At 62.7% G+C, this 23,547-nt stretch carries 21 protein-coding genes and 1 tRNA gene; 12 read left to right on the top strand and 10 right to left on the bottom strand.

Annotation, left to right across the window (positions count from 1 at the left end; all coding sequences use genetic code 11):
• Nucleotides 1-71 precede the first annotated feature (71 nt).
• Both RT028_RS03835 and RT028_RS03830 read right to left on the bottom strand, forming a co-directional pair.
• Nucleotides 72-1,547 (bottom strand): hypothetical protein, encoded by a 1,476-nt coding sequence (locus tag RT028_RS03835; RefSeq protein ID WP_312932635.1) that lies wholly within the window; start codon nucleotides 1,545-1,547, stop codon nucleotides 72-74.
• 71 nt (nucleotides 1,548-1,618) lie between these two features.
• Nucleotides 1,619-2,608, bottom strand: coding sequence for a GlxA family transcriptional regulator (locus RT028_RS03830; RefSeq protein ID WP_312932633.1), 990 nt, complete (start codon nucleotides 2,606-2,608; stop codon nucleotides 1,619-1,621).
• Nucleotides 2,609-2,749: 141 nt separating this feature from the next.
• Here RT028_RS03830 and choX point away from each other — a divergent pair, with 141 nt between their 5' ends.
• The 5 genes from choX (at nucleotide 2,750) to RT028_RS03805 (ending at nucleotide 7,254) form a co-directional block, all read left to right on the top strand.
• Nucleotides 2,750-3,694 (top strand): choline ABC transporter substrate-binding protein, encoded by a 945-nt coding sequence (gene choX, locus RT028_RS03825; protein ID WP_312932631.1) that lies wholly within the window; start codon nucleotides 2,750-2,752, stop codon nucleotides 3,692-3,694.
• 288 nt (nucleotides 3,695-3,982) lie between these two features.
• Nucleotides 3,983-4,867 (top strand): 3-keto-5-aminohexanoate cleavage protein, encoded by an 885-nt coding sequence (locus RT028_RS03820; protein ID WP_312932629.1) that lies wholly within the window; start codon nucleotides 3,983-3,985, stop codon nucleotides 4,865-4,867.
• 239 nt (nucleotides 4,868-5,106) lie between these two features.
• The gene (locus RT028_RS03815; protein ID WP_312932627.1) at nucleotides 5,107-6,072 is read left to right on the top strand and encodes an L-carnitine dehydrogenase; all 966 of its coding nucleotides are present in this window, start codon (nucleotides 5,107-5,109) and stop codon (nucleotides 6,070-6,072) included.
• Nucleotides 6,073-6,086: 14 nt separating this feature from the next.
• Entirely contained in the window at nucleotides 6,087-6,554 is a 468-nt protein-coding gene (locus RT028_RS03810) for a thioesterase family protein (protein WP_312932625.1), read from the top strand.
• A gap of 439 nt (nucleotides 6,555-6,993) precedes the next feature.
• Nucleotides 6,994-7,254 carry a hypothetical protein gene (locus RT028_RS03805; protein WP_312932623.1) on the top strand — a complete coding sequence of 87 codons (261 nt, stop codon included), beginning with the start codon at nucleotides 6,994-6,996 and terminating at the stop codon, nucleotides 7,252-7,254.
• A gap of 256 nt (nucleotides 7,255-7,510) precedes the next feature.
• Here RT028_RS03805 and RT028_RS03800 read toward each other — a convergent pair whose 3' ends face one another.
• Nucleotides 7,511-8,617, bottom strand: coding sequence for a GlxA family transcriptional regulator (locus tag RT028_RS03800; protein ID WP_312932621.1), 1,107 nt, complete (start codon nucleotides 8,615-8,617; stop codon nucleotides 7,511-7,513).
• A 388-nt stretch (nucleotides 8,618-9,005) separates the two neighbouring features.
• A complete protein-coding gene (locus tag RT028_RS03795; RefSeq protein WP_312932619.1) occupies nucleotides 9,006-10,382 on the bottom strand; it encodes an L-serine ammonia-lyase in 1,377 nt (458 codons plus the stop codon).
• A 452-nt stretch (nucleotides 10,383-10,834) separates the two neighbouring features.
• Between RT028_RS03795 and RT028_RS03790 the strand changes: the two genes are divergently transcribed.
• The 3 genes from RT028_RS03790 to choV all read left to right on the top strand — a co-directional run bounded on the left by RT028_RS03790 (nucleotide 10,835) and on the right by choV (nucleotide 13,911).
• Nucleotides 10,835-11,782 (top strand): choline ABC transporter substrate-binding protein, encoded by a 948-nt coding sequence (locus RT028_RS03790; RefSeq protein ID WP_312932617.1) that lies wholly within the window; start codon nucleotides 10,835-10,837, stop codon nucleotides 11,780-11,782.
• Between the two features lie 105 nt (nucleotides 11,783-11,887).
• On the top strand, nucleotides 11,888-12,736 hold the full coding sequence (gene choW / locus RT028_RS03785) for a choline ABC transporter permease subunit (RefSeq protein WP_312932701.1): 849 nt from the start codon (nucleotides 11,888-11,890) through the stop codon (nucleotides 12,734-12,736).
• A complete protein-coding gene (gene choV / locus RT028_RS03780; protein ID WP_312932615.1) occupies nucleotides 12,733-13,911 on the top strand; it encodes a choline ABC transporter ATP-binding protein in 1,179 nt (392 codons plus the stop codon). The genes choW and choV overlap by 4 nt, the downstream gene beginning before the upstream one ends.
• A 258-nt stretch (nucleotides 13,912-14,169) precedes the next feature.
• Here choV and hisF read toward each other — a convergent pair whose 3' ends face one another.
• The 6 genes from hisF to RT028_RS03750 all read right to left on the bottom strand — a co-directional run bounded on the left by hisF (nucleotide 14,170) and on the right by RT028_RS03750 (nucleotide 19,431).
• Nucleotides 14,170-14,940, bottom strand: a complete 771-nt coding sequence (gene hisF / locus RT028_RS03775) for an imidazole glycerol phosphate synthase subunit HisF (RefSeq protein ID WP_312932613.1) — start codon at nucleotides 14,938-14,940, stop codon at nucleotides 14,170-14,172.
• Nucleotides 14,941-14,950: 10 nt separating this feature from the next.
• Nucleotides 14,951-15,688 carry a 1-(5-phosphoribosyl)-5-[(5-phosphoribosylamino)methylideneamino]imidazole-4-carboxamide isomerase gene (gene hisA, locus RT028_RS03770; protein WP_312932612.1) on the bottom strand — a complete coding sequence of 246 codons (738 nt, stop codon included), beginning with the start codon at nucleotides 15,686-15,688 and terminating at the stop codon, nucleotides 14,951-14,953.
• 189 nt (nucleotides 15,689-15,877) lie between these two features.
• Complete coding sequence (locus RT028_RS03765; protein WP_312932610.1) at nucleotides 15,878-16,138, bottom strand: DUF2164 domain-containing protein; 261 nt, start codon at nucleotides 16,136-16,138, stop codon at nucleotides 15,878-15,880.
• Entirely contained in the window at nucleotides 16,139-16,777 is a 639-nt protein-coding gene (gene hisH, locus RT028_RS03760; RefSeq protein ID WP_312932608.1) for an imidazole glycerol phosphate synthase subunit HisH, read from the bottom strand.
• Nucleotides 16,778-17,371, bottom strand: coding sequence for an imidazoleglycerol-phosphate dehydratase HisB (gene hisB / locus RT028_RS03755; RefSeq protein WP_312932606.1), 594 nt, complete (start codon nucleotides 17,369-17,371; stop codon nucleotides 16,778-16,780).
• Nucleotides 17,372-17,769: 398 nt separating this feature from the next.
• A complete protein-coding gene (locus tag RT028_RS03750; protein ID WP_312932604.1) occupies nucleotides 17,770-19,431 on the bottom strand; it encodes an OFA family MFS transporter in 1,662 nt (553 codons plus the stop codon).
• Nucleotides 19,432-19,789: 358 nt separating this feature from the next.
• Here RT028_RS03750 and RT028_RS03745 point away from each other — a divergent pair, with 358 nt between their 5' ends.
• From RT028_RS03745 to RT028_RS03730, 4 genes are all read left to right on the top strand, one after another.
• Nucleotides 19,790-22,030 carry an AsmA family protein gene (locus RT028_RS03745; RefSeq protein WP_312932602.1) on the top strand — a complete coding sequence of 747 codons (2,241 nt, stop codon included), beginning with the start codon at nucleotides 19,790-19,792 and terminating at the stop codon, nucleotides 22,028-22,030.
• Entirely contained in the window at nucleotides 22,027-23,094 is a 1,068-nt protein-coding gene (mutY, locus tag RT028_RS03740) for an A/G-specific adenine glycosylase (RefSeq protein ID WP_312932600.1), read from the top strand. Before RT028_RS03745 ends, mutY begins: the two co-directional genes overlap by 4 nt.
• Nucleotides 23,091-23,363, top strand: coding sequence for an oxidative damage protection protein (locus tag RT028_RS03735; RefSeq protein ID WP_312932598.1), 273 nt, complete (start codon nucleotides 23,091-23,093; stop codon nucleotides 23,361-23,363). The genes mutY and RT028_RS03735 overlap by 4 nt, the downstream gene beginning before the upstream one ends.
• Nucleotides 23,364-23,452: 89 nt before the next feature.
• Nucleotides 23,453-23,528: transfer RNA gene (locus RT028_RS03730), tRNA-Phe, on the top strand.
• Nucleotides 23,529-23,547: the final 19 nt, after the last annotated feature.

Here is a 23,547-nt window from a genome sequence, read left to right as displayed (position 1 = left end):
GCCCACATTCTTGTATCGGCCGCGAACGCAGCGCTGAACCGATACGTTCGGCTGAGGGGCTGGCGCCCTTATCAGTCGTATCTGAGCCAGTTGTAGCGGGTCTCTGCACCAATGGGGAACCACCGCAGGTTTTCCGGCAAACCTGCAGACGAGGATAAGCTGGCGGCGTCAAAGTTGCCGACGTAATCACCGGAATAGCAGCGTCGATTGCTGAACTCATATTTTTCGCTCAGGCACAGACTCCTGCCGCTGAAACCAAAGTCTACGACCTTGATGGAGGCGACAGGCGTTCGCAGTAAGCAGCCACGCGCAATCTCCTGATACCCTCCGGCCGCGAGCTCGAACGTACAGTTGGCCCCGGCAAAGTTCCGCTCCGCGAAAATCGTGACCTTGACTTTCTTTTCTGGAACAGGGGTGAGGTTCTGGAACGTGTCGATATTGTATTTGTACTCCTGAACGTGATCGAGATCGTTGTAGCTATCGACTTGCACCACGCTTTCGTTCCAATCCAGCAACACGCGCAGCCACGTTTTTTTCAAGATGGCGCCACTGTGGAAAAGTGGAACTTTGCCGAAGCCTGCACCCTGCTTGTACCCGAGCTGATCATGGAGATCGCCAGCAAATAGTGCGATTACTTTATTGTCGGCAATCAATTTACTAAACTCGCCACTGCGAATAGCAGGGTCCTTCCAGCCGTGATATCGGTGCATGTTGATGATCGTGTATTGGCCACGCGCCTTTGCGGATTCCAGATCCGTTTTAAGCCATGACATTGACGACGAGATATCAAAATACGTTTTTTCACCGCTCACGCCCACCCCACCGGTACTGAAGGAGACCGTATAGGTTGGCTCCAGATTCAATTGGACAATGTGCAGCTTTCCAATGTCGAGCGAATACGCCAACGAGCCTGTGTGGCGCCTCTGGCTTGGGCTGTAGTGGTGATCGAATTTCATGCCTGGGGTGGCTGCAGCGATGGCTTTTGTCCAGATGATCTGGTCACACACGGCATCTCGTGCGCATCCGTTATTGGCGCAGTCGTTCACATTGCCTTGATAGTCATGATTGCCTAGCCCCGGCAGCATCAAGGGACCCGGTTGGCTATCACGGAAGCGCTGTATTTCCCGACGAAACGCCTTTCGCTCGTTGCCGTGGCCGTAGTTTGTGATATCGCCGTTGATGATCAGTGGAATATAGTCGTTGTCACTACGTGCCGAGTTGATCCTGAGCCCGAACTGACGCATTTTCAGATTCCAGCCTGATTCGCTTTCCTCAAAGAACGGCTGCGGATCGGAAGTAATAATGAGCTTGGTCGAAGACGCGCGGTTTAACCAGCCAGGATGCATAAACCCCGAAAATGAATCGGTATCCGCCCACGTCACTTCACACCCCTCGGAGATGCCTGTCAACGTAGCGTTCACAGACGGGGTTTGCTCACCCCTCGCGGCACCGGCACGCTCTTCGTCAGCCGCTTGGCCGCTCCCTGAAAACATTAGCGCGCCCCATACAATCAAACGCCCCGCCTTGGCCAGTCGGATCAGCTTCATCTTGAATGTCCAATTCACGTTGAGGTGATCATTCCAGCACTAAGCCGACAGGCTGCCAACTGACAGTTTTATCAGTCGATGACCACTTGAAACTTTGCGGCATGGGCATTTTGATGAGCATTGTCCTGAGCACGACGATCCTCTCGTGGGCTACGTTTGAACGCGGCTCGGTAACAGCGGGAAAAATAAGCCGAGGACTCGAATCCGCAGGCGACACTGACCTGGAGAATGCTCATCTCGGTCTGACTCAGCAACTGCCGCGCCTTATCCAGTCGAATCTTCAGGTACACCGCCCTTGGCGGCGCTGCCAGGTAGAGACGAAACAACCGCTCCAACTGGCGCAGGCTGACTTGCACGCTATCGGCCAGCGCCTGCGTACTGAGCAGGTGTTCGGTGTGACGCTCCATCTCGCCGATCACCTTCACCAGCTTCCCGTTGCTGATGCCGTAACGCGCCGCGATCTCCATGCGCTGGTGATCCTGGCGCGGACGAATCCTGCCCAATACGAACTGCTCCGACACCTGCACCGCCAGCTCGCTGCCGTGGGCCTGGGCGATCAGGTCGAGCATCAGGTCGATAGATGCAGTGCCGCCTGCGCAGGTAATACGCCGACGGTCGATCTCGAACAGCTCCTGGGTCACCTGCAAACGCGGGTAGCGCTCGCGGAAGGCCTCCAGTGCCTCCCAATGAACCGTCGCGCGATAGCCGTCGAGCAGGCCGGCTTCAGCCAACAGCACCGCACCGGTGTCGATACCGCCGAGCACCACGCCGGCATGATCGCGCTTGCGCAACGCCTGTTGCAGCGCCGGGCTGAAGCTGCGCAGCGGCTCGAAGCCCGACACCACCAGCAAGAGCCGCCCCGGCTCGCCCTCCTCCAAGGCCTGATCGGCGTTCACCGACATGCCATTGCTCGCCGCCACCGCCCCGCCATCGAGGCTCAGCACACGCCAGCGGTACAGCGCGCCGCGGAAACGATTGGCCACCCGCAGCGGCTCGATGGCGCTGATGAAACCCATGGCCGAGAAGCCCGGCAGCAGCAATAGATCGATGGTGTCGGGCATCTCGGCCTCTGAGTGAAGTGGTCGCCACAGTGCAAATCCTGGTCGCCAGCGTGCGCGTTGCGGACCAGTGGCCAGCGTAGCGTGTATTCACGGTCCGCAGAGACCCGTGAACAAAAAGCCCCCTGCCGATGGAGAGCCACCATGCCCCGCTTGATCCGCCGCAGTTTGTTATCCCTTGCGCTGAGCAGTCTGTTCGCCACCCCGCTGTATGCCGCCGAGCCCGCCGTCTGCAAGGACGTGCGCCTGGGTGTGGTGAGCTGGACCGACGTCATCGCCACCAGCGCCATGGCGCATGTTCTGCTCGATGGCCTGGGCTACAGCACCAAGCAGACCAGCGCCTCACAACAGATCATCTTTGCCGGTATTCGTGACCAGCGCCTGGACATGTTCCTGGGCTACTGGAATCCCATCATGACCAAGACCATCACGCCGTTCGTCGATGCCGGCCAGGTGAAGGTGCTCGACAAGCCCAGCCTCGACGATGCCCGGGCCACCCTGGCCGTGCCGAAATACCTGGCTGACAAAGGCCTGAAGAACTTTGCCGACATCCAGAAATTCAGCAAGGAGCTGGGCGGCAAGATCTATGGCATCGAGCCGGGCTCGGGGGCCAATACGCAGATCAAGGCGATGATCGACAAGAACCAGTTCGGGCTGGGCAAGTTCACCCTCGTCGAATCCAGTGAAGCGGGAATGCTGGCGGCCGTGGACAGGGCGATCCGGCGCAACGAGGCCGTGGTGTTTTTCGGCTGGAAGCCGCACCCGATGAACGTCAACGTCAAGGGCGGCATGGTCTATCTCGCCAACAGCGAGAACGCGCTCGGGCCTGACGAGGGCCGCGCGACGGTGTGGACCGTGACCGCGCCGGATTACGCCGAGCGCTGCCCGAATGCCTATCGCCTGCTGAGCAACCTGACCTTCAGCGCCGAGGACGAGAGCCGCATGATGCAGCCACTGCTGGATCGCAAGGATCCGCTGGCGTCTGCCCGGCAATGGCTCAAGGACCATCCGCAAGACAAAGCCCGCTGGCTGCAGGGGGTGACGACCTTCGACGGCAAGCCGGCTGGGGACAGCGTGAGCCTGAACTGAGAGAGAGAGAGGGGCTGGCATGGGCCTGCTGCGCAGGCCTTAGCGGCTAAAGCCGCTCCTACGGGCGCTGTGTCGTGGCTGCGATCGGGGCTGGCAGCAAGCAGGTCCTGCTGTAGGAGCGGCTTCAGCCGCGAAGGCCTGCACAGCAGGCCCACCGGCGCCCCCCAACCCCAACCCCGACCGCCAGACATACACCCCAGACCAACCAGACCCAACCACACGACCGAACCACACGACCCAACCGCCGACAGCCACGACCGCACCCACCCGACAAAGGACCCACCGCGCATGAACCACGACATCATCATCACCTGCGCCCTCACCGGCGCGGGCGACACCGCCAGCAAGAGCCACCTAGTGCCGGTCACCCCCCAGCAGATCGCTGCCGCCGCCGTGGAGGCCGCCAAGGCCGGGGCCACCGTGGTCCACTGCCATGTCCGTGACCCACAGACCGGCCGCTTCAGCCGTGACGTCGCGTTGTACCGCGAGGTGATGGAACGCATTCGCGAAGCCGACGTGGACATCATCGTCAACCTCACTGCGGGCATGGGCGGGGACCTGGAAATCGGCCCGGGCGAATCGCCCATGGACTTTGGCAGCGGCACCGACCTGATCGGCCCGCTGGAACGTCTGGCCCACATCGAAGCGCTGCTGCCGGACATCTGCACCCTGGACTGCGGCACGCTCAACTTCGGCGATGGCAACTCGATCTACGTCTCCACCCCGGCGCAATTGCGCGCTGGCGCCAAACGCATCACTGAGCTGGGCGTGAAGGCCGAGCTGGAAATCTTCGACACCGGCCACCTGTGGTTCGCCAAGCAGATGATCAAGGAAGGGCTGCTGCACGACCCACTGTTCCAGCTCTGCCTGGGCATCCCCTGGGGCGCACCGGCAGACACCGCGACCATGAAAGCCATGGTCGACAACCTGCCGGCCGGCGCCACCTGGGCGGGCTTCGGCATTGGCCGCATGCAGATGCCGATGGCCGCCCAGGCGGTACTGCTCGGCGGCAACGTACGGGTCGGGCTGGAAGACAACCTGTACCTGGACCGTGGCGTGCTGGCAAGCAACGGCCAGTTGGTCGAGCGTGCGGTGGAAATCATCTCGCGCCTCGGCGCCCGTGTGCTCACCCCCGCAGAAGGCCGAGAGAAGATGCAGCTCAAACACCGCTGAGATGCACCCAGCGGCGTTGCCAGGTCACCAGCCACTGCGCACCAGGCAGCCTCGTCTCGCTCGATTGAATCGGCTTTTGCCTGGCACTGAGTGCTTGCGCAAAGCCGTAAAGGAACACGATCACCCTGGCCAGCCCCAGCAAGGAAAACCTTGACCGCCACGACGCCGGTCGAGTGGCCGCTCGCGCTCACCCGCAACCCTAACCGACTACCGCCACTGCCCTTCACCGAGGATTCGACATGCCATTCATCACCACCATCAACACCTTCGCCGCCTTGGGTAGCGGCGTCATCGGCAGCGGCTGGGTAGCGCGCGCCCTGGCCCACGGCCTGGACGTCGTGGCCTGGGACCCGGCCCCTGGCGCCGAGCAAGCGCTGCGCAAGCGTGTCGCCAACGCCTGGCCGGCGCTGGAAAAACAAGGCCTGGCAGCAGGCGCATCACAAAGCCGGCTGACCTTCGTCGACACCATCGAAGCCTGCGTACGCGACGCTGATTTCATTCAGGAAAGCGCCCCCGAACGCCTGGACCTGAAACTCGACCTGCACGCCCGAATCAGCGCCGCCGCCAAGCCCGATGCGATCATCGGCTCCAGCACCTCGGGGCTGTTGCCCAGCGAGTTCTACGAATCGGCAACCCACCCGGAGCGCTGCGTGGTCGGCCACCCGTTCAACCCGGTATACCTGCTGCCACTGGTGGAAATCGTCGGCGGGCGCCACACCTCACCCGAAGCCATCGAAGCGGCAAAAACCGTCTACAACGCCCTGGGCATGCGGCCGTTACATGTGCGCAAGGAGGTCCCGGGGTTCATTGCCGACCGCTTGCTCGAAGCGCTCTGGCGCGAGGCCTTGCACCTGGTCAACGATGGCGTGGCGACCACTGGCGAGATCGATGACGCGATCCGCTTCGGCGCCGGCCTGCGCTGGTCGTTCATGGGCACCTTCCTGACCTACACCCTGGCCGGCGGTGACGCCGGTATGCGCCATTTCATGCAACAGTTCGGTCCGGCGCTGAAGCTGCCCTGGACCTACCTGCCCGCGCCGGAGCTCACCGAGCAATTGATCGATGACGTGGTCGACGGCACTGCACAGCAACTGGGTGAACGCAGCATCGCGGCCCTTGAGCGCTACCGCGACGACACCCTGCTGGCGGTGCTGGACGCCGTACAGACCAGCAAGGCCCGACACGGCATGGCCTTTGGCGACTAATCAAGGAGCGTTCGATGCCTGCACTGATCACCTACCGCACCCCGATCCAGAAAGACTGGGTCGACTACAACGGCCACTTGCGCGATGCCTACTACCTGCTGATCTTCAGCTACGCCACCGACACGCTGATGGAGCGCATCGGCCTGGATGCCGACAGCCGGGGCCAAAGCGGTCATTCGCTGTTCACCCTGGAGGCGCACATCAACTATCTGCATGAGGTCAGACTGGGGAGCGACGTGTGGGTGAAGACGCACATCGTCGGCTTCGACAAAAAGCGCCTGCTGGCCTACCACACGCTGCACCGCGAGGGCACTGATCAGGCCTTGGCGGCGAGTGAGCAGATGCTGCTGCATGTGGATCTGGCGGGGCCTAAGTCTGCACCGTTCAGCACGCACAGCGCTCAGGCGTTGCAAGCGCTGGTAGACGCTCAGGGCGACTCGATGGTCGTCGAGTGGCGGTCACGCCCGCTCAGCCTGGCGTAGTCGAGTTCAGCAGCGCCTGGCCGTACAGCGCCGAATCGGCCCACAGCGTGCTGGCGGTGATTCGCAGCGGGTGGCGGCTTTGGCGCAAGCGCTCAGCCCGGTCAGGCGCTGATCGTGGAGACCTGCTGGCACTGTAAAGGCCGAGCCTTTCATCGGGGACGCGCCGCGCCACCCCTGGGCGTTTACAGGGCAAAAAAACAGCCCCGGAAAGCCGTGAGCGTCCGGGGCCAAGCGCGAGCATCCACTGTGCATGCTGGAGGGTGACCAAACCCGCCGGGAACCGTGAATGAGCCCAGTGTGCTGACTTCTGCTGCGCTGGATTTAGCCGTAAACGACCTGTTCTTAGCCAAAGCTGCCACGCCATCACTCTGCCCTTGCCGCCGCTGTGGACAGGTCACAGAATCGATCCACCGATTACCGCAGCCAAAGGACACTCACCATGATGCATGCCGATCTGATCGATGAGCACGACCTGCGTGGCCACCTCAGTGCATTGGGCTTCTCCATGCCTGCCGAGGCCAGCGCAAACGATGCCTGCGCCGCCGCCGTGCGCGGCTTGACCGAGCCTAACGCCCGTGCGCTGCGTGGCATGGTCGAGCAGATGTACACCGGCAGCGCGACCATCCTCCCGGCTGTGCGGCAGGCGATCGACACCCGGTTGCTGCCCGCACTGGCGCAGTTCAGGAGCAAGCAGGGCTGATCGTTGCGGGTGGGCCGGTTCGACCGGCCCAGTGCAGGCAACAGCCACTGACCTGAACAGTCGCTGCGTGGTAGTAACGCTGTCATCTAAGTGACTGGGGCCGCCTTGCGGCCCATCGCGACTAAAGTCGCTCCCACAGGTTGTCCAGGCTGTCCAATATTGTGGGAGCGGCTTCAGCCGCGATGGGCTGCAGAGCAGCCCCAGGTGATAGCGATTTAGCTCGAGTGAACAGCATTACGCTGCGTGGTGGGCCCTTCTACAACCGCACGCTGGCGAACGTCGACTCGTTGCGCGCCTGGCTCAAGGCGGCCATCGGGCCGCTGTGCGGCGACAGCACCATCGCTTGCGGGATCGGCATCATTGCCACCTGTTGGGTGGTGTTCGAACCCACGCGCTCGTCACGCGGCGGAATGCCGAAGTACTCGCGGTAGCATTTGGAGAAGTGCGGCGTGGAGACGAAGCCGCACACCGACGCCACTTCGATGATCGACATCGGCGTCTGCTTGAGCAACTGCCGCGACCGGATCAGGCGCAGCTTGAGGTAGTAGCGCGACGGCGAGCAATGCAGGTATTTCTGGAACAGGCGCTCCAGCTGCCGGCGCGAGACGGCGACGTACACCGCCAGCTCGTCGAGATCGATCGGCTCTTCGAGGTTGGCCTCCATCAGCGCGACGATTTCCTGCAGTTTTGGCTGGTTGGTGCCGAGCATGTGCTTGAGCGGCACGCGCTGGTGATCCTGTTCGTTACGAATGCGCTCGTAGACGAACATTTCCGAGATCGCTGCCGACAGCTCACGGCCGTGATCGCGGCTGATCAGGTGCAGCATCATGTCCAGCGGCGCGGTACCACCGGAACTGGTGAAGCGGTTGCGGTCGAGGGTGAACAGGCGGGTGCTCATGTTGACCCGCGGGAAGGCTTCCTGCATCGAGGCCAGGCATTCCCAGTGCACGCTGCAATCGAAGCCGTCGAGCAGGCCGGCGCAGGCCAGCGCCCAACTGCCGGTGCAGACCGCGCCCAGGCGGCGCGACTGACGGGCCTGGGCCTGCAGCCAGGTGACGTGTTCACGGGTCACGGTGCGCTGGATGCCCACCCCGCCGCAGACGATCACGGTATCGATGGTGGGCGCTGCGTGCATGGCGGCATCTGGAGTGATCTGCAGGCCGTCGCTGGCCCAGACCTGCCCCCCATCGAGGGTCAGCGTGTGCCAGCGATACAGCTCGCGGCCCGAAAGCTGGTTGGCCATGCGCAGCGGTTCGACCGCCGAGGCCAGGGAGATGAGGGTGAAATTGTCCAGCAGGAGAAACCCGATGGATTGAGGGGCTGTGCGGTTCTGGGACTGGGTCCCGGAGGTGGACGACGTCATCGTGATTTCTCCTCACACAAATACAGGGTGTGCTTCAGGCGAGCACTGTTTCTTGTAATGGCCCCGGTTCGTGTGCGGAGCTTTTGCCAATTACAACGCAATTGGCATGCCTGAATTGATCCAGCGTTCAATAAAGTCGAAAAACGACCTATAGGTCAGTCAATTAGGACCTTTCTGATAGGGCTGTAGGAAAACGGAAAATACCGAAGTAGTGCGTTTGCTTCTATGCACTGAGCATTTCGGTATCACTCGTAGGAAACATGTCCAGAAACGACATGCCCCCTTGTCACCGGCACTGACGCCGGCAGCGGTAACACGTACCGGCCGGCGCGTTACCGGTGTGTTCCAAAACAGGGCATTCAAGGGCTGGCAGACCCGATTACGGGCATCAGCACTCGATGGCGCTGACGGCCAGGCCGCCGCGAGAGGTCTCTTTGTACTTGTCGTGCATGTCGGCGCCGGTATCGCGCATGGTGCGGATCACCTGGTCGAGCGAGATGAAATGTTCGCCATCGCCGCGCAGGGCCATCTGTACCGCGTTGATCGCCTTGACCGAGGCAATGGCGTTGCGCTCGATACAAGGCACCTGCACCAACCCACCGACGGGGTCGCAGGTCAGGCCAAGGTTGTGTTCAAGGGCGATTTCGGCGGCATTTTCCACCTGCGCAGGGGTGCCGCCGAGAATGTCGGCAAGGCCTGCAGCAGCCATGGCGCAGGCTGAGCCCACCTCCCCTTGGCAACCGACTTCGGCGCCGGAGATCGAAGCGTTCTTCTTGCACAGGATACCGACCGCTGCGGCAGCCAGCAGGTAGTCGACCACGTTGCTTTCATCGACCGCGTCGGAGAAGCGCATGTAGTAATGCAGCACCGCCGGAATGATGCCTGCCGCGCCGTTGGTGGGCGCGGTGACCATCCGCCCGCCAGCGGCGTTCTCTTCGTTGACGGCCAGGGCGAACAGGTTCACCCATTCCATGGCGCTCAAGGTCGAGCCGATCACGTTGGGCTTGCCGACTTCCTGCAGGTTGCGGTGCAACTTGGCGGCGCGGCGCCGCACATTGAGGCCACCGGGCAGCGTGCCTTCATGCTTGAGGCCATTGCTCACGCATTCCTGCATGGCGTGCCAGAGCTTGAGCAGGCCGGCGCGAATCTCGCTTTCGCTACGCCAGGTCAGCTCGTTGGCCATCATCAATTGCGACACGCGCATGTCGTTTTGTTTGCACAGGGCCAGCAGTTCGTCGGCGCTGTTGAAATCGTACGGCAGCACCGTTTCGTCGGCATCCAGCACACCGCTGGCGGCCTGGGCCGCGTCGACCACGAAGCCGCCGCCGACCGAGTAGTAGGTGTCCTGATGCAGCTCGCCCTGTTCACCGAAGGCGACCAGGGTCATGGCGTTGGGGTGATACGGCAGGTTTTCGTCGATCAGCAGCATGTCGCGCGCCCAGACGAATTCCACCGGCAAACGGCCATCGAGTTGCAGGGTGTCGGTTTCGCGCAGCGCGGCGATCCGTGGGCCGATCTGGGAAGGGTCGATCTGGTCAGGCCATTCGCCCATCAGGCCCATGATCGTGGCGTTGTCGGTGCCGTGGCCGACACCGGTGGCCGAGAGCGAGCCGTACAGGCGCACTTCGATGCGCCGCACCTGTTCCAGCGCGTGGCGCTCGCGCAGCCCCTGCACGAACAGGGCGCCGGCGCGCATGGGGCCGACGGTGTGGGAGCTGGAAGGCCCGACACCGATCTTGAACAGGTCGAACACGCTGATGGCCATTGTCGAATCACCTCTTGATGGGCTTGTCTGTGCACGTCGTGCGCAGCGTGGCTGGCCTGTCAGGCTCGGCAGGCGGCCACTGTGAAGGCACGCATCATCGGGCTTTTACCCACGACCTCGCCGTCTGCAACGGACGTACTTTTGTCCATCAGCGCCCCGCCCTCCTGGCGGGCGAGCACGCCCGCAATAGCCGCTTTCGAAGCGTCGCAGGACGCAAAAGATCGCTTGTTGGGGCGGAACAATCTCTAAGCGACACCGCCCGTACTGGATGCGACCTATGCTGCACTGGATGCGACCCTGGCAGTAGGCGAATGCCCAGCGCTGGGGGATTATCGAATCCGACTCGTATTACACGGCCCCGCAACCTGCACCTCGCAGGCCTGGCTGACCGACGCCCACAGAAGGCACGGCAACCTCCGCGACCCGAAGACAAAATTAAAGGAGTCCACCCCATGAAAGCCTCACCCTCGTTGTTGCTGGCCGCTGTGTTAACCGCACCGCTGCTGGCCCAGGCCGCCGAGCCCGAGCAGTGCCAGACGGTACAATTTTCGGACGTTGGCTGGACTGATATCACCGTGACCACTGCGGTCACCAGTGCCGTGCTCGAAGCCCTTGGCTACAAGACCAGGACCACCATGATCTCGGTCCCCATCACCTACAAGTCACTGGCAGAAGGCAAGAAGATCGACGTCTTCCTCGGCAACTGGATGCCGACCATGGAAAACGACATCAAGGCCTACCGCGAGGCCGGCACCGTCGAAACCGTTCGCGCCAACCTGGAAAACGCCAAGTACACCCTCGCCGTGCCGCAGTCCCTGTATGACAAGGGCCTTAAGGACTTTTCCGATATCCCCAAATTCAAGAAGGAACTTGACGGCAAGATCTACGGGATCGAACCGGGCAACGACGGCAACCGCACCATCCAGAGCATGATCGACAAGAACGCCTTTGGCTTGAAAGATGCAGGTTTCAAGATCGTGCAGTCGAGTGAAGCGGCAATGCTGGCGGCAGTCGATCGCGCCGGCAAACGCGCCGAGGACATCGTCTTCCTCGGCTGGGAACCGCACCCGATGAACAAACGCTTCCACATGCAGTACCTCACCGGTGGCGATGACTTCTTCGGTCCCGATTTCGGCAAGGCCACCGTCTACACCAACGTCCGCAAGGGCTACACCCAGGAGTGCAGCAACGTTGGCCAGTTGCTGAAGAACCTGTCGTTCACCCTCGACATGGAAAGCACCCTGATGGGCAAGGTGCTGGACGACAAGGCCAAAGCCGACGTGGCCGCCAAGGCCTGGTTGAAAAACAACCCGCAGGTGCTCGACACCTGGCTGGCAAGCGTGACCACCGTAGACGGCAAACCGGGGCTGGAGGCGGCGAAGGCCAAGCTGACGCAATAACGATTTACGCAATAGCAGGCAGTCGCAGCGGCTGCCAGGCACTACCGCGGGGTGGGACCGTGCCCTCCCCGGACTGATTTCAATCTTTGCAGGTGGAAGCTCGCTATCATGCTCATCGATCAGAAAATACCGCTAGGCCAGTACATGGCAACCTTCGTGGAGTGGCTGACGCAAATCGGCGCCAACTACTTCGATGCTATCGCCAAAGGCCTGGAGTTCATGATTTACGGGGTCACCAGTGGCCTGACCTGGTTCAACCCGCTCGTCCTCATCGCCATCTTCGCCGCGCTTGCGCACCTGATTCAGCGCAAGATCGCACTGACCGTTTTCGTCGCCGTGTCATTCCTGCTGATCCTCAACCTGGGGTACTGGCAAGAGACCATGGAAACCCTCGCCCAAGTCAGCTTCGCGACTATCGTCTGCGTTGCCATTGGCGTACCGCTGGGCATCGTCGCTGCGCACAAACCGATGTTCTACACCGCACTGCGCCCGGTTCTCGACCTGATGCAGACGGTTCCCACCTTCGTTTACCTGATCCCGACCCTGACGCTGTTCGGTCTGGGCGTGGTGCCGGGCCTGATCTCGACGGTGGTGTTCGCCATCGCCGCGCCGATCCGCCTGACCTACCTGGGCATTTGCGACGTACCACAGGAACTGATGGACGCCGGTAAAGCCTTCGGCTGCTCGCGCCGCCAGTTGCTGACCCGCATCGAACTGCCCCACGCCATGCCCAGCATCGCGGCGGGTGTCACCCAGTGCATCATGCTGTCGCTGTCGATGGTGGTGATCGCCGCACTGGTCGGTGCCGATGGCCTGGGCAAGCCAGTGGTCAACGCACTGAACACGGCTGATATTTCCCTGGGCTTCGAAGCGGGCCTGGCGATCGTCCTGCTGGCGATCATGCTCGACCGTATCTGCAAGCAACCTGAAGCGCCGGCAAGGAGTGAAGCATGAGCATCATCCGATTCGAAGATGTCGACGTCATCTTCACCAACAAGCCGCGTGAAGCGCTCAGCCTGCTCGACGAAGGCAAGACCCGCGAGCAGATCCTCAAGCAGACCGGGCTGGTGGTGGGCGTCGAGAAGGCCAACCTGGACATCAACAAGGGTGAAATCTGCGTGCTGATGGGCCTGTCCGGCTCGGGCAAGTCGAGCCTACTGCGCTGCATCAACGGCCTCAACACCGTGAGCCGCGGCAAGCTGTTCGTCGAGCATGAAGGCAACCACATCGACATCGCCCATTGCTCGGCCGCCGAGCTGAAGATGATGCGCACCAAGCGCATCGCCATGGTGTTCCAGAAGTTCGCTCTGATGCCGTGGCTGACGGTGCGCGAGAACATCAGCTTCGGCCTGGAAATGCAGGGTCGCCCGGAGAAGGACCGGCGCAAGCTGGTGGATGAAAAGCTTGAGCTGGTGGGCCTGACCCAGTGGCGCAACAAACGCCCCGATGAGCTTTCAGGCGGCATGCAGCAACGTGTGGGCCTGGCCCGTGCGCTGGCGATGGACGCCGACATCCTGCTGATGGACGAGCCGTTCTCGGCACTCGACCCGCTGATCCGTCAGGGCCTGCAGGACGAGCTGCTGGAGCTGCAGCGCAAGCTGAGCAAGACCATCGTGTTCGTCAGCCACGACCTGGACGAAGCCCTGAAACTGGGTACGCGCATCGCCATCATGAAAGACGGGCGGATCATCCAGTACAGCAAGCCGGAAGAAATCGTGCTCAACCCGGCCGATGAATATGTGCGCACCTTCGTCGCCCACACCAACCCGCTCAACGTGCTGTGCGGCCGCAGCCTGATGCGCACGCTGGACCAGTGCAAGCGCATCAACGGTTCGGTGTGCCTGGACCCAGGCGACGATGCCTGGCTCGACCTGGGCGAAGGCGGCTCGCTGCAACGTGCGCGCCAGGGCCAGAACGGCCTGGACATGCAGCATTGGGCGCCGGGGCAGGCCGTGGAGACGCTGGGTCGCAAACCTACCGTGGTGCACGCCGACATCGGCATGCGCGAAGCGCTGCAGATCCGTTACCACACCGGTAACAAGCTGGTGTTGCAGGACAATAACCAGGTGGTGGGGATTCTCGGCGATACCGAGCTGTACCACGCGCTGCTGGGCAAGAACCACGGGTAAGGTTGTCTGGGCCGTTGCACGGCCCAGTACAGGCGCTTTCGTTCGACTCGTCAGAGCTGTGTGGCAGCCAAGGGGCCGCTGTGCGGCCCATCGCGGTTAAAACCGCTCCTACAGGGGCGTGTTGAGCGAGAGAAAATCATTCCAACAGAAGAATGCTATCTGTAGGAGCGACTTTAGTCGCGATGGGCTGCGCAGCAGCCCCATGGCTGCCACCCAGTGCGTTCGACAAGAACGCACACGGCTAGCAGCGACTCCCTCTCAGCGCACGACGATGCCACGCGAAGCCATGTAGGCCTTTGCCTCAGGCACGGTGTATTCCCCAAAGTGGAAAATACTCGCCGCCAACACTGCACTGGCGTGGCCTTCGGTAATGCCATCGGCCAGATGCTGCAGGTTGCCCACCCCTCCCGAAGCGATCACCGGAATACCCAACGCATCGCTGATCGCGCGGGTAACGCCCAGGTCGAAACCACTCTTCATGCCATCCTGGTCCATGCTGGTCAGGAGAATCTCCCCGGCGCCCAGCGCTTCCATCTTCCTGGCCCATTCCACCGCATCCAGCCCGGTCGGTTTGCGGCCGCCGTGGGTGAAGATTTCCCAGCGCGGCGTCTCGCCGGCAGCGGACACCTTCTTCGCATCGATTGCCACCACGATGCACTGCGAACCGAAACGCTGGGCTGCTTCACCGACGAACTCGGGGTTGAACACCGCCGCGGTATTGATCGACACCTTGTCGGCCCCGGCGTTGAGCAGGTTGCGGATGTCCTGCACGCTGCGCACGCCACCGCCCACGGTCAGCGGGATGAACACCTGACTGGCCATGCGCTCGACCGTGTGCAGGGTGGTGTCACGGCCATCGACGCTGGCAGTGATGTCGAGAAAGGTGATCTCGTCAGCGCCCTGCTCGTTGTAACGACGGGCGATTTCCACCGGGTCGCCGGCATCGCGGATGTTCTCGAACTTGACGCCCTTGACCACCCGGCCGTTGTCCACGTCCAGGCAAGGGATGATGCGTTTGGCTAACGCCATGGGTCGCTCCTCAGCCGTTGTAGGCGTCGCAGAAAGCCTGGGCCTCTGCCACGTCCAGGGTGCCTTCGTAGATGGCCCGGCCGGTGATGGCGCCGATGATGCCAGGCGCCTTGGCGTCGAGCAGGGCCTTGATGTCACCCAGGTTATGGATACCGCCCGAGGCGATCACCGGAATACGCGTGGCTTCGGCCAGGGCTTTGGTGAAGGGCACGTTGCAGCCCTGCATCATGCCGTCCTTGGCGATGTCGGTGTAGACGATCGCCGAGACGCCATCGGCCTCGAAACGCCTGGCCAGGTCGATGACCTGCACGCTGCTGACTTCGGCCCAGCCGTCGGTGGCGACGAACCCGTCCTTGGCATCCAGGCCGACGATGACCTTGCCCGGAAACGCCTTGCACGCCTCGGCCACGAATTCAGGCTGCTTGACCGCCTTGGTGCCGATGATCACGTAGCTCACGCCCGCCTTGACGTAATGCTCGATGGTTTCCAATGAGCGAATACCGCCACCAATCTGGATCGGCAGGTTCGGGTAGCGCCTGGCAATGGCGGTGACCACCTCACCGTTGACCGGCTGGCCTTCGAATGCACCGTTGAGGTCGACCAGGTGCAGGCGACGGCAACCACCGTCGACCCATTTGGCGGCCATGCTCACCGGGTCATCGGAAAACACCGTGGAGTCTTCCATGCGGCCCTGGCGCAGGCGCACGCAGGCACCGTCTTTCAGATCGATAGCGGGAATAATCAGCATGCTCTTTCCTTTAAAGCGGCACGCTGCAGGTGACAGGCTGCAAGCAGTGCGCGTCAGATGTCAGATCGGCGATCGGTTCCAGGTTCTGCGTGGCACGTCTTGAGACGAAGCTCGGGCGAGACGCTCGCGACTGCACGAACGCCGCCTCGACCCGCATCAAGGTCCCACTCGGAATCTGGCGTAACAGGCTCAGCTTTTCTCCAGTGCCCACAGGTCGCTCTCGATACTCTCGAAGCGTTCGCTGAGGTGCAGCTGGACGTCGGCGATGGCCCGGTTGTAGTAATGCGGCGCGATGTCCTTGGCGATCACTTCAAGCACCTCGGCCACCTCGAACGACCCCAGCTGCAACTCGAAACGGTCTTCGAGAAAGCGCTTGAGGGTGTCGAGCGCCTCGCGTTCCTGCTCGGGGGCGAGGGTGAGCGAGGGGGCTTTGCTACGTGAGGCGGCCATTTACCAGCGTCCATCCCAGGCAATGAAGTTCTGCAGCAATTGCAGACCATGGGTATGGCTCTTCTCCGGGTGGAACTGCACGGCGAAGCGCGAGCCTTCGGCCAGGGCTGCAGCGAAGTCGACGCCGTAGTGACCGCGACCTACCACCTGCGCAGCCTTGCCGGCATTGATGTAGTAGCTGTGGACGAAATAGAAGCGGGCCTGGTCAGGGATGTCGTGCCACAGCGGGTGAGCCATGGCCTGACTGACTTCGTTCCAGCCCATGTGCGGCACCTTCAGGTGCTCGCCATCCTCTTCCAGGCCCTTGCCGAAGAAGCGCACCTGGCCCGGGAACAGGCCGATGCAATCGACACCCTGGTTTTCTTCGCTGTGTTCGAGCAGCGCCTGCATGCCCACGCAGATGCCGAGAAACGGGCGGTCCTGGCTGACCTCGCGCACCAGGCTGTCAAAGCCCAGGCGGCGGATTTCGGCCATGCAGTCACGGATCGCCCCGACGCCTGGGAACACCACGCGATCAGCCTCGCGGATCACGGCGGCATCACTGGTGACCAGGACCTTGCCGGCACCGACGTACTCGAGCGCCTTGGCCACCGAGTGCAGGTTGCCCATGCCGTAGTCGATTACTGCGACCGTCTGCATTTACAGGCACCCTTTGGTCGATGGCATCTGCCCGGCCATGCGCTCGTCCTGCTCCACGGCCATGCGCAGCGCGCGGCCGAAGGCCTTGAACACGGTTTCGATCTGGTGGTGGGTGTTGTGCCCGCGCAGGTTGTCGATGTGCAGGGTCACCTGGGCGTGGTTGATGAAGCCCTGGAAGAACTCCTGGAACAGGTCGACATCGAAGCCGCCCACGCTGGCACGGGTGTAAGGCACATGCATCTGCAGGCCAGGACGGCCGGAGAAGTCGATGACCACGCGTGACAGCGCTTCGTCGAGCGGCACGTAGGCGTGGCCGTAGCGACGGATGCCTTTCTTGTCACCGACGGCCTGGGCGAAGGCCTGGCCGAGGGTGATGCCGACGTCTTCGACAGTATGGTGATCGTCGATGTGCAGGTCGCCCTTGCACTCGATGTCCAGATCGATCAGCCCGTGACGGGCGATCTGGTCGAGCATGTGTTCAAGGAAGGGCACGCCGATAGCAAACCGGGCCTTGCCAGTACCATCCAAGTTGATCGAGGCCTTGACCTGAGTTTCCAGGGTGTTGCGCTCGACGGACGCCATACGTTCAACCATCACCAGCTCCGCAGAATCATTGGGCGAAAAGGGCAACATTATAGGCCCAGATGGCGGCGGCTTGATACGCGCATGACATATGGCAGGACGACAGGGGGCGGGTTGTGCGAGGCGCAGTTGCAGATGAGGGGGGTGATGCGGGGCGTTTCGCAGAAGTGCAGGCAGAGGCAGCATCGGTTAAAGGGCCACCGTCGCGCTTTACCCGTCAACCCGCATGGCTCGGACTAGGGCGGCGCAGCCGGCCCGACCCAGCCGCCGCGCCCTGGCAGGGGAATCCAGCCGGCCCTGGATAGGTTTCTCCGTCCATCGGGCTGAAGCCATAAACAGGTGCCGCAGGCCCTGAGACATACGGGCTTGAAATGGCCGGTCAGCCTTGCGCCAGACCGGCCTCCATCGGCTTAGTGGAACAACACCGCCGTCTTCTGCAGGGTGATCCAGATACCCCACGCCAGCGGAATCACCACCACGGCCCAGGCCAGCAGCACCAGCGGCGTACTGCCCGGCGCCGCACTCCATTCCAGCGACTGCGCGCCGTCGGCACCCTTGTCGTGGCTCAGGGCGCGTTCGGCGGCCAGCTGTGCGTCGGTCATGAAGTACTTCTCAGCGACCGGACGAATCAGCGCGTTGCAGAGGAAGCCCAGCACCAGCAGCCCGGCCAGGATATACAGGGTCATGTCGTACGCAGCGGCGCGCGGCACGCCGGCCGCCAGTTGCGACTCACGCAGGTAGGTGATCAGCACCGGCCCGAGCACCCCGGCAGCCGCCCAGGCAGTCAGCAGCCGACCGTGGATGGCGCCGACCATCTGCGTACCGAACAGGTCAGCCAGGTAGGCCGGAACCGTGGCAAAACCACCCCCATACATCGACAGGATGATGCAGAACGCGGCAACGAACAGCGCCACGTTGCCCAGATGCCCCATGTTCGGCACCAGCGCGTATAACGCCACACCCAAGGCAAAGAACGCGAAGTAGGTGTTCTTGCGGCCGATGTAGTCGGAGAACGACGCCCAGAAGAAACGCCCACCGATGTTGAACAGGCTCAGCAAGCCGGTGAAACCTGCGGCGATGGCGGCGATCTGCGCCAGTTGCGCGGCATTCAGTTCGCTGAAGCTCAGGCCGTTACCCAGCAGCTTGCCGGCGAACACTTCCTGCAACAGCGGCGAGGCCATGCCGATGATGCCGATACCGGCCGACACGTTCAGGCACAGCACCAGCCAGACCAGTGCGAACTGCGGGGTTTTCCAGGCCACACTGACGTGCACATGGCGGTCGGTGACCATGCCGTTGCCGGCTTTCTTGGCCGGCGGCACCCAGCCTTCGGGCTTCCAGCCGGTCGGTGGTACACGGTAGGTCAGCGCACCCGCGACCATGAACACGAAATAGATCGCGGCCATCACCATGAAGCTCTGCCACACACCCACGTCCTGCCCAGTGGCGAAGTGGCCCATCAGCGCCGTGGCAAGCGGTGCACCGACCATCGCGCCGCCACCAAAGCCCATGATCGCCATGCCGGTGGCCATGCCGCGCTTGTCCGGGAACCACTTGATCAGGGTCGACACGGGCGAGATATAGCCCAGCCCCAGGCCGATGCCGCCGATTACGCCCGAGCCGAGCCACATCAGCCACAGTTGGTGCGTTTTCACGCCAATGGCCGAGATCAGCATGCCGCCACACCAGCACAGCGCCGACACCAGGCCCGCCTTGCGCGGCCCGGCGTGTTCCAGCCAGCCGCCGAGTACGGCGGCCGAGCAACCGAGGAAGACGAAGAACAGCGTGTAGATCCAGCTGAGCATCGAGATCGGCCAGTCACACTCGTTGGTGAACAGCTTGGCGATGAACCCCATGTCCGGTGAACAGACGATCGGCGCGGTGATCCCCAGTGACTGCGACAGCGGCAGCCAGAACACCGAGAAGCCATAGGCCATACCGATACACAAGTGAATGGCCAATGCTGCCGGTGGAACCAGCCAGCGGTTGAAACCGGGCCGGGCGATGATCCGCTCCTTGGACAGGAAGCCAGGACGGTGGGCCTGGCCTCCTGCAGTCGTGCTGCTAGACATAGGGTTTTCCTTTTATAAGTGGGCAATGTTCGCTATTTGCATGCCCGGCTCTGGGTAGCTGCACGCAAGGCAGCAGCGGCCGTTGAGGGCAACGTGCGCGACAAAGCGTCGCGGTCGCTGCGAACACGTTGCAAGGGTAGCAGTTGCGGGGGCCAGTGAGATCATCTGGCCATCGTTATTTGTCCGCTGGGTAGACGAATGCGGAACTGTGCCCGGTGCGACTGTCGAAACCGCACCTTCATCGTGCTGTCGACGTCGACACGGGCGCTCGCTGCCCTGCCGAGTAGTCGAGGACACACGCTGCGGCGCTATACTCTGGCGCTTCACTTTTCAGAAACTGAACTACAAGGACTCGCCCATGAAAGCGTTCGGCAAAATCCTGGGGTTGGGGCTGCTCGGGTTGCTGCTGATCATCGTGGCGCTGGGCTTTGCCCTGACCCACCTTTTCGATCCCAACGACTACAAAGACGAGATCCGCCAACTGGCCCGGGACAAGGCGCATGTCGAGCTGACGCTCAATGGCGACATCGGCTGGAGCCTGTTTCCCTGGCTGGGCCTGGAGCTGCATGACGCCAGCATCGCCACCCTGAACGCGCCCAAGGCGCCGTTTGCCGACTTGCAGATGCTCGGTCTGTCGGTGCGCGTGCTGCCGCTGCTGCGCAAGGAAGTGCAGATGAGCGACGTGCGGGTCGAAGGCCTCAACCTTATCCTCAACCGTGATGCCGAAGGCCGTGGCAACTGGGAAGACTTCGGCAAGCCGCTGCCAGCCCAGGGCAGCAACGAGGCTGGCAGCACCGCGCAAACGCCGCCTGCCTCCACTGAATCGGGCCAGCCGAGCAACGAGCGGCCAGTCAAGCTCGACATCGACAGCCTCACGGTGAACAACGCCCGTGTGCAGTACACCGATGAAAAAAGCGGCCAGACCTTCAATGCCGAAAGCATCCAGCTGAGCAGCGGCGCCGTGCACCAGGGCGCGACCATTCCACTCAAGGCCAGCGGCTTCTTCAGCCTTGGCCAGCCGAACCTCAAGGTCCGCAGCGAGCTGACCGGCGACCTGCGTTTCGACCGCCAGGCCAAGCGCTACAACCTCGATGACATGCGCTTGTCGGGTGAAACCTCGGGCGAGCCGCTATCAGGCAAGACCCTGACGTTCGTAGCGCAAGGCCAAGTCATGGTCGATCTGGCAGCGAACGTCGCCGAATGGACCGGGCTGAAGGTGTCTGCGAACCAGCTGCGCGCGCTTGGCGAGCTGAGCGCACGTGATCTGGACAGCACGCCGCAGGTCAGCGGCGGCTTGTCGATTGCCCAGTTCGATGTACGCACGTTCCTCGACGGCATCGGCCATCCGCTCCCCGCCACCGCTGACCCCACGGCCTTCAACAAGCTGGAGGTGGTCACTCGCCTGCAGGGCAGCCAGACCAGCCTGGCGCTGGATGCGCTGAACGTGAAGCTGGACGACAGCACCTTCACCGGCCGCGTGGCCATCGAAGACTTCGCCCGCCAGGCGCTGCGCGTGAACCTCAAGGCCGACACCTTCGATGCCGACCGCTACTTGCCGGCCAAGAGCGACGAAGCCAAGGGTGCCAAGGCGGCGCGCCGGGCCGAAGTCAGCCAGCAGGAAGCCGTCGCTGGCGCAGGCAGCACCCCGCTGCCAGACGCCCCGACCCAAGTGGCCTGGAGCAACGACAAACTGCTGCCCGTCGACCGTCTGCGCGCCCTTGACCTGCAAGCCGAGCTGAACTTCGGCGCGCTGACCCTGAACAAGCTGCCGATCAAACAGGCCGAGCTCAAGGCCACCGGGCAGGGCGGCCTGCTGACTCTGCAGAGCCTGCGCGGCAACCTCTACAACGGCACCTTCGCCGCCCACGGCAGCGCCGACGTGCGCCCGGCCGTGCCGCAGATCGGGGTTAACACGCAGATCAACCGCGTGCCGGTGGAACACTTCATCACGTCGCAAAACCCGGACAAGGCGCCGCCGCTCAAGGGCCTGCTGACCCTGTCGAGCGATCTCACGGCCACCGGCAACAGCCAGAAAGCACTGATCGACACGCTCAACGGCAACGCCAGCTTCACCATCAACAACGGCGTACTGGTCGATGCCAACATCGAACAGCAACTGTGCCAGGCCATCGCCACCCTCAACCGCAAGCAGCTGAGCGGCGAGGCACGCGGCAAGGACACGCCGTTCAACGAGCTGCGCGGCAGCGTGGTGATCCGCAATGGCGTGGCCAGCAACCCGGACCTGAAAGTGCGCATCCCTGGCCTGACCCTCAATGGCAACGGTGACCTCGACCTGCGTGTGCTCGCCATGGACTACCGCGTGGGCGTGATCGTCGAAGGCGATCAACGCGCCATGCCCGACCCGGCCTGCCAGGTCAACGAGCGCTATGTGGGCGTGGAGCTGCCACTGCGCTGCCGCGGCCCGATGGAGCTTGGCGCCAAAGCCTGCCGTCTGGACAAGGACGGCCTGGGCCAGGTGGCGGCAAAACTGGCCGGCAATCGCCTCAAAGACAAGATTGACGAAAAACTCGATGAAAAACTGGGAGACAAAGTGAGCCCTGAACTCAAAGACGCGCTCAAGGGGCTGTTCAAGCGATGAGCCCCACGCAGTTCTCCAGCGCAGTGCTGGACTGGTTCGACCGCCACGGCCGGCACGGCCTGCCCTGGCAGCAGGCCATCAACCCGTACCGGGTGTGGGTGTCGGAAATCATGTTGCAGCAGACCCAGGTGAGCACCGTGCTCAACTACTTCGACCGCTTCATGCAGGCACTGCCCACGGTGCAGGCATTGGCCGAAGCGCCGGAAGACGAAGTGCTGCACCTGTGGACCGGCCTGGGCTACTACACCCGCGCGCGCAACCTGCAAAAGGCCGCCAAGATCGTGGTGGCCGAGCATGAGGGCGCGTTCCCCCGCAGCGTCGAGGCCCTCACCGAGCTACCGGGCATTGGCCGCTCCACGGCGGGCGCCATCGCCAGTATCAGCATGAACATCCGCGCACCCATCCTCGACGGCAACGTGAAGCGTGTACTGGCCCGCTACACCGCGCAGGCCGGTTACCCCGGCGAGCCGAAGGTGGCCAACGCGCTGTGGGCCGCGGCCGAGCGCTTCACGCCCATGACCCGGGTGAACCATTACACCCAGGCAATGATGGACCTGGGCGCAACGATCTGCACCCGCAGCCGCCCCAGTTGCCTGATCTGCCCGCTGCAGCAGGGCTGCCAGGCGCACCTGCTGGGCCAGGAAACCCACTACCCCGAACCCAAGCCGCGCAAGACCCTGCCCCAGCGCCGCACGCTGATGCCGCTGCTGGCCAACCCTGAAGGCGCGATCCTGCTTTACCGGCGCCCGTCCACCGGGCTCTGGGGCGGATTGTGGAGCCTGCCGGAGCTGGACAGCCTGGAACAGATCGATGCCCTCGCCGACCAGCACGGCCTGCACCTGCAACAGCGCCATGCGCTGCTCGGCCTGACTCACACCTTCAGCCACTTCCAGCTGGCCATCGAACCCTGGCTGGTCCAGGTCGAGCAGGCCGTGGGCCACGTGGCTGAGGCCGACTGGCTCTGGTATAACCTCGCCACCCCGCCGCGCCTGGGCCTCGCTGCCCCGGTCAAGACTTTGCTCAAACGCGCAGCCGACCAACTGGCTGCAGGAGACGCCGCATGACCCGCACCGTGATGTGCCGCAAGCTGAACCAGGAACTGCCCGGCCTCGAGCGCCCGCCCTACCCCGGCGCCAAAGGCCAGGACATCTTCGACAACATCTCGCGCCAGGCGTGGGAAGACTGGCAGAAGCACCAGACCATGCTGATCAACGAGAAGCGCCTGAACATGATGAACGCCGAGGACCGCAAATTCCTCCAGGCGGAAATGGACAAGTTCTTTGCCGGCGAAGATTACGCTCAGGCAGAAGGCTACGTGCCGCCCAGCGCGTGACCGAAAAATCGTAAGCGACGGAATTAATTTAATAAATTTTCAAAAAGTCGTTGACGCACCCTCTGAAAAGCTATTTAATTCGCCCCGTCGCCCAGATAGCTCAGTCGGTAGAGCAGAGGATTGAAAATCCTCGTGTCGGCGGTTCGACTCCGTCTCTGGGCACCACCTTCAGCTTCTGGTGGTT

It is taken from the genome of Pseudomonas sp., assembly GCF_032058845.1.
In the GTDB taxonomy this organism is placed as follows: domain Bacteria; phylum Pseudomonadota; class Gammaproteobacteria; order Pseudomonadales; family Pseudomonadaceae; genus Aquipseudomonas.
This window is presented reverse-complemented; position numbering and strand designations above follow the sequence as displayed.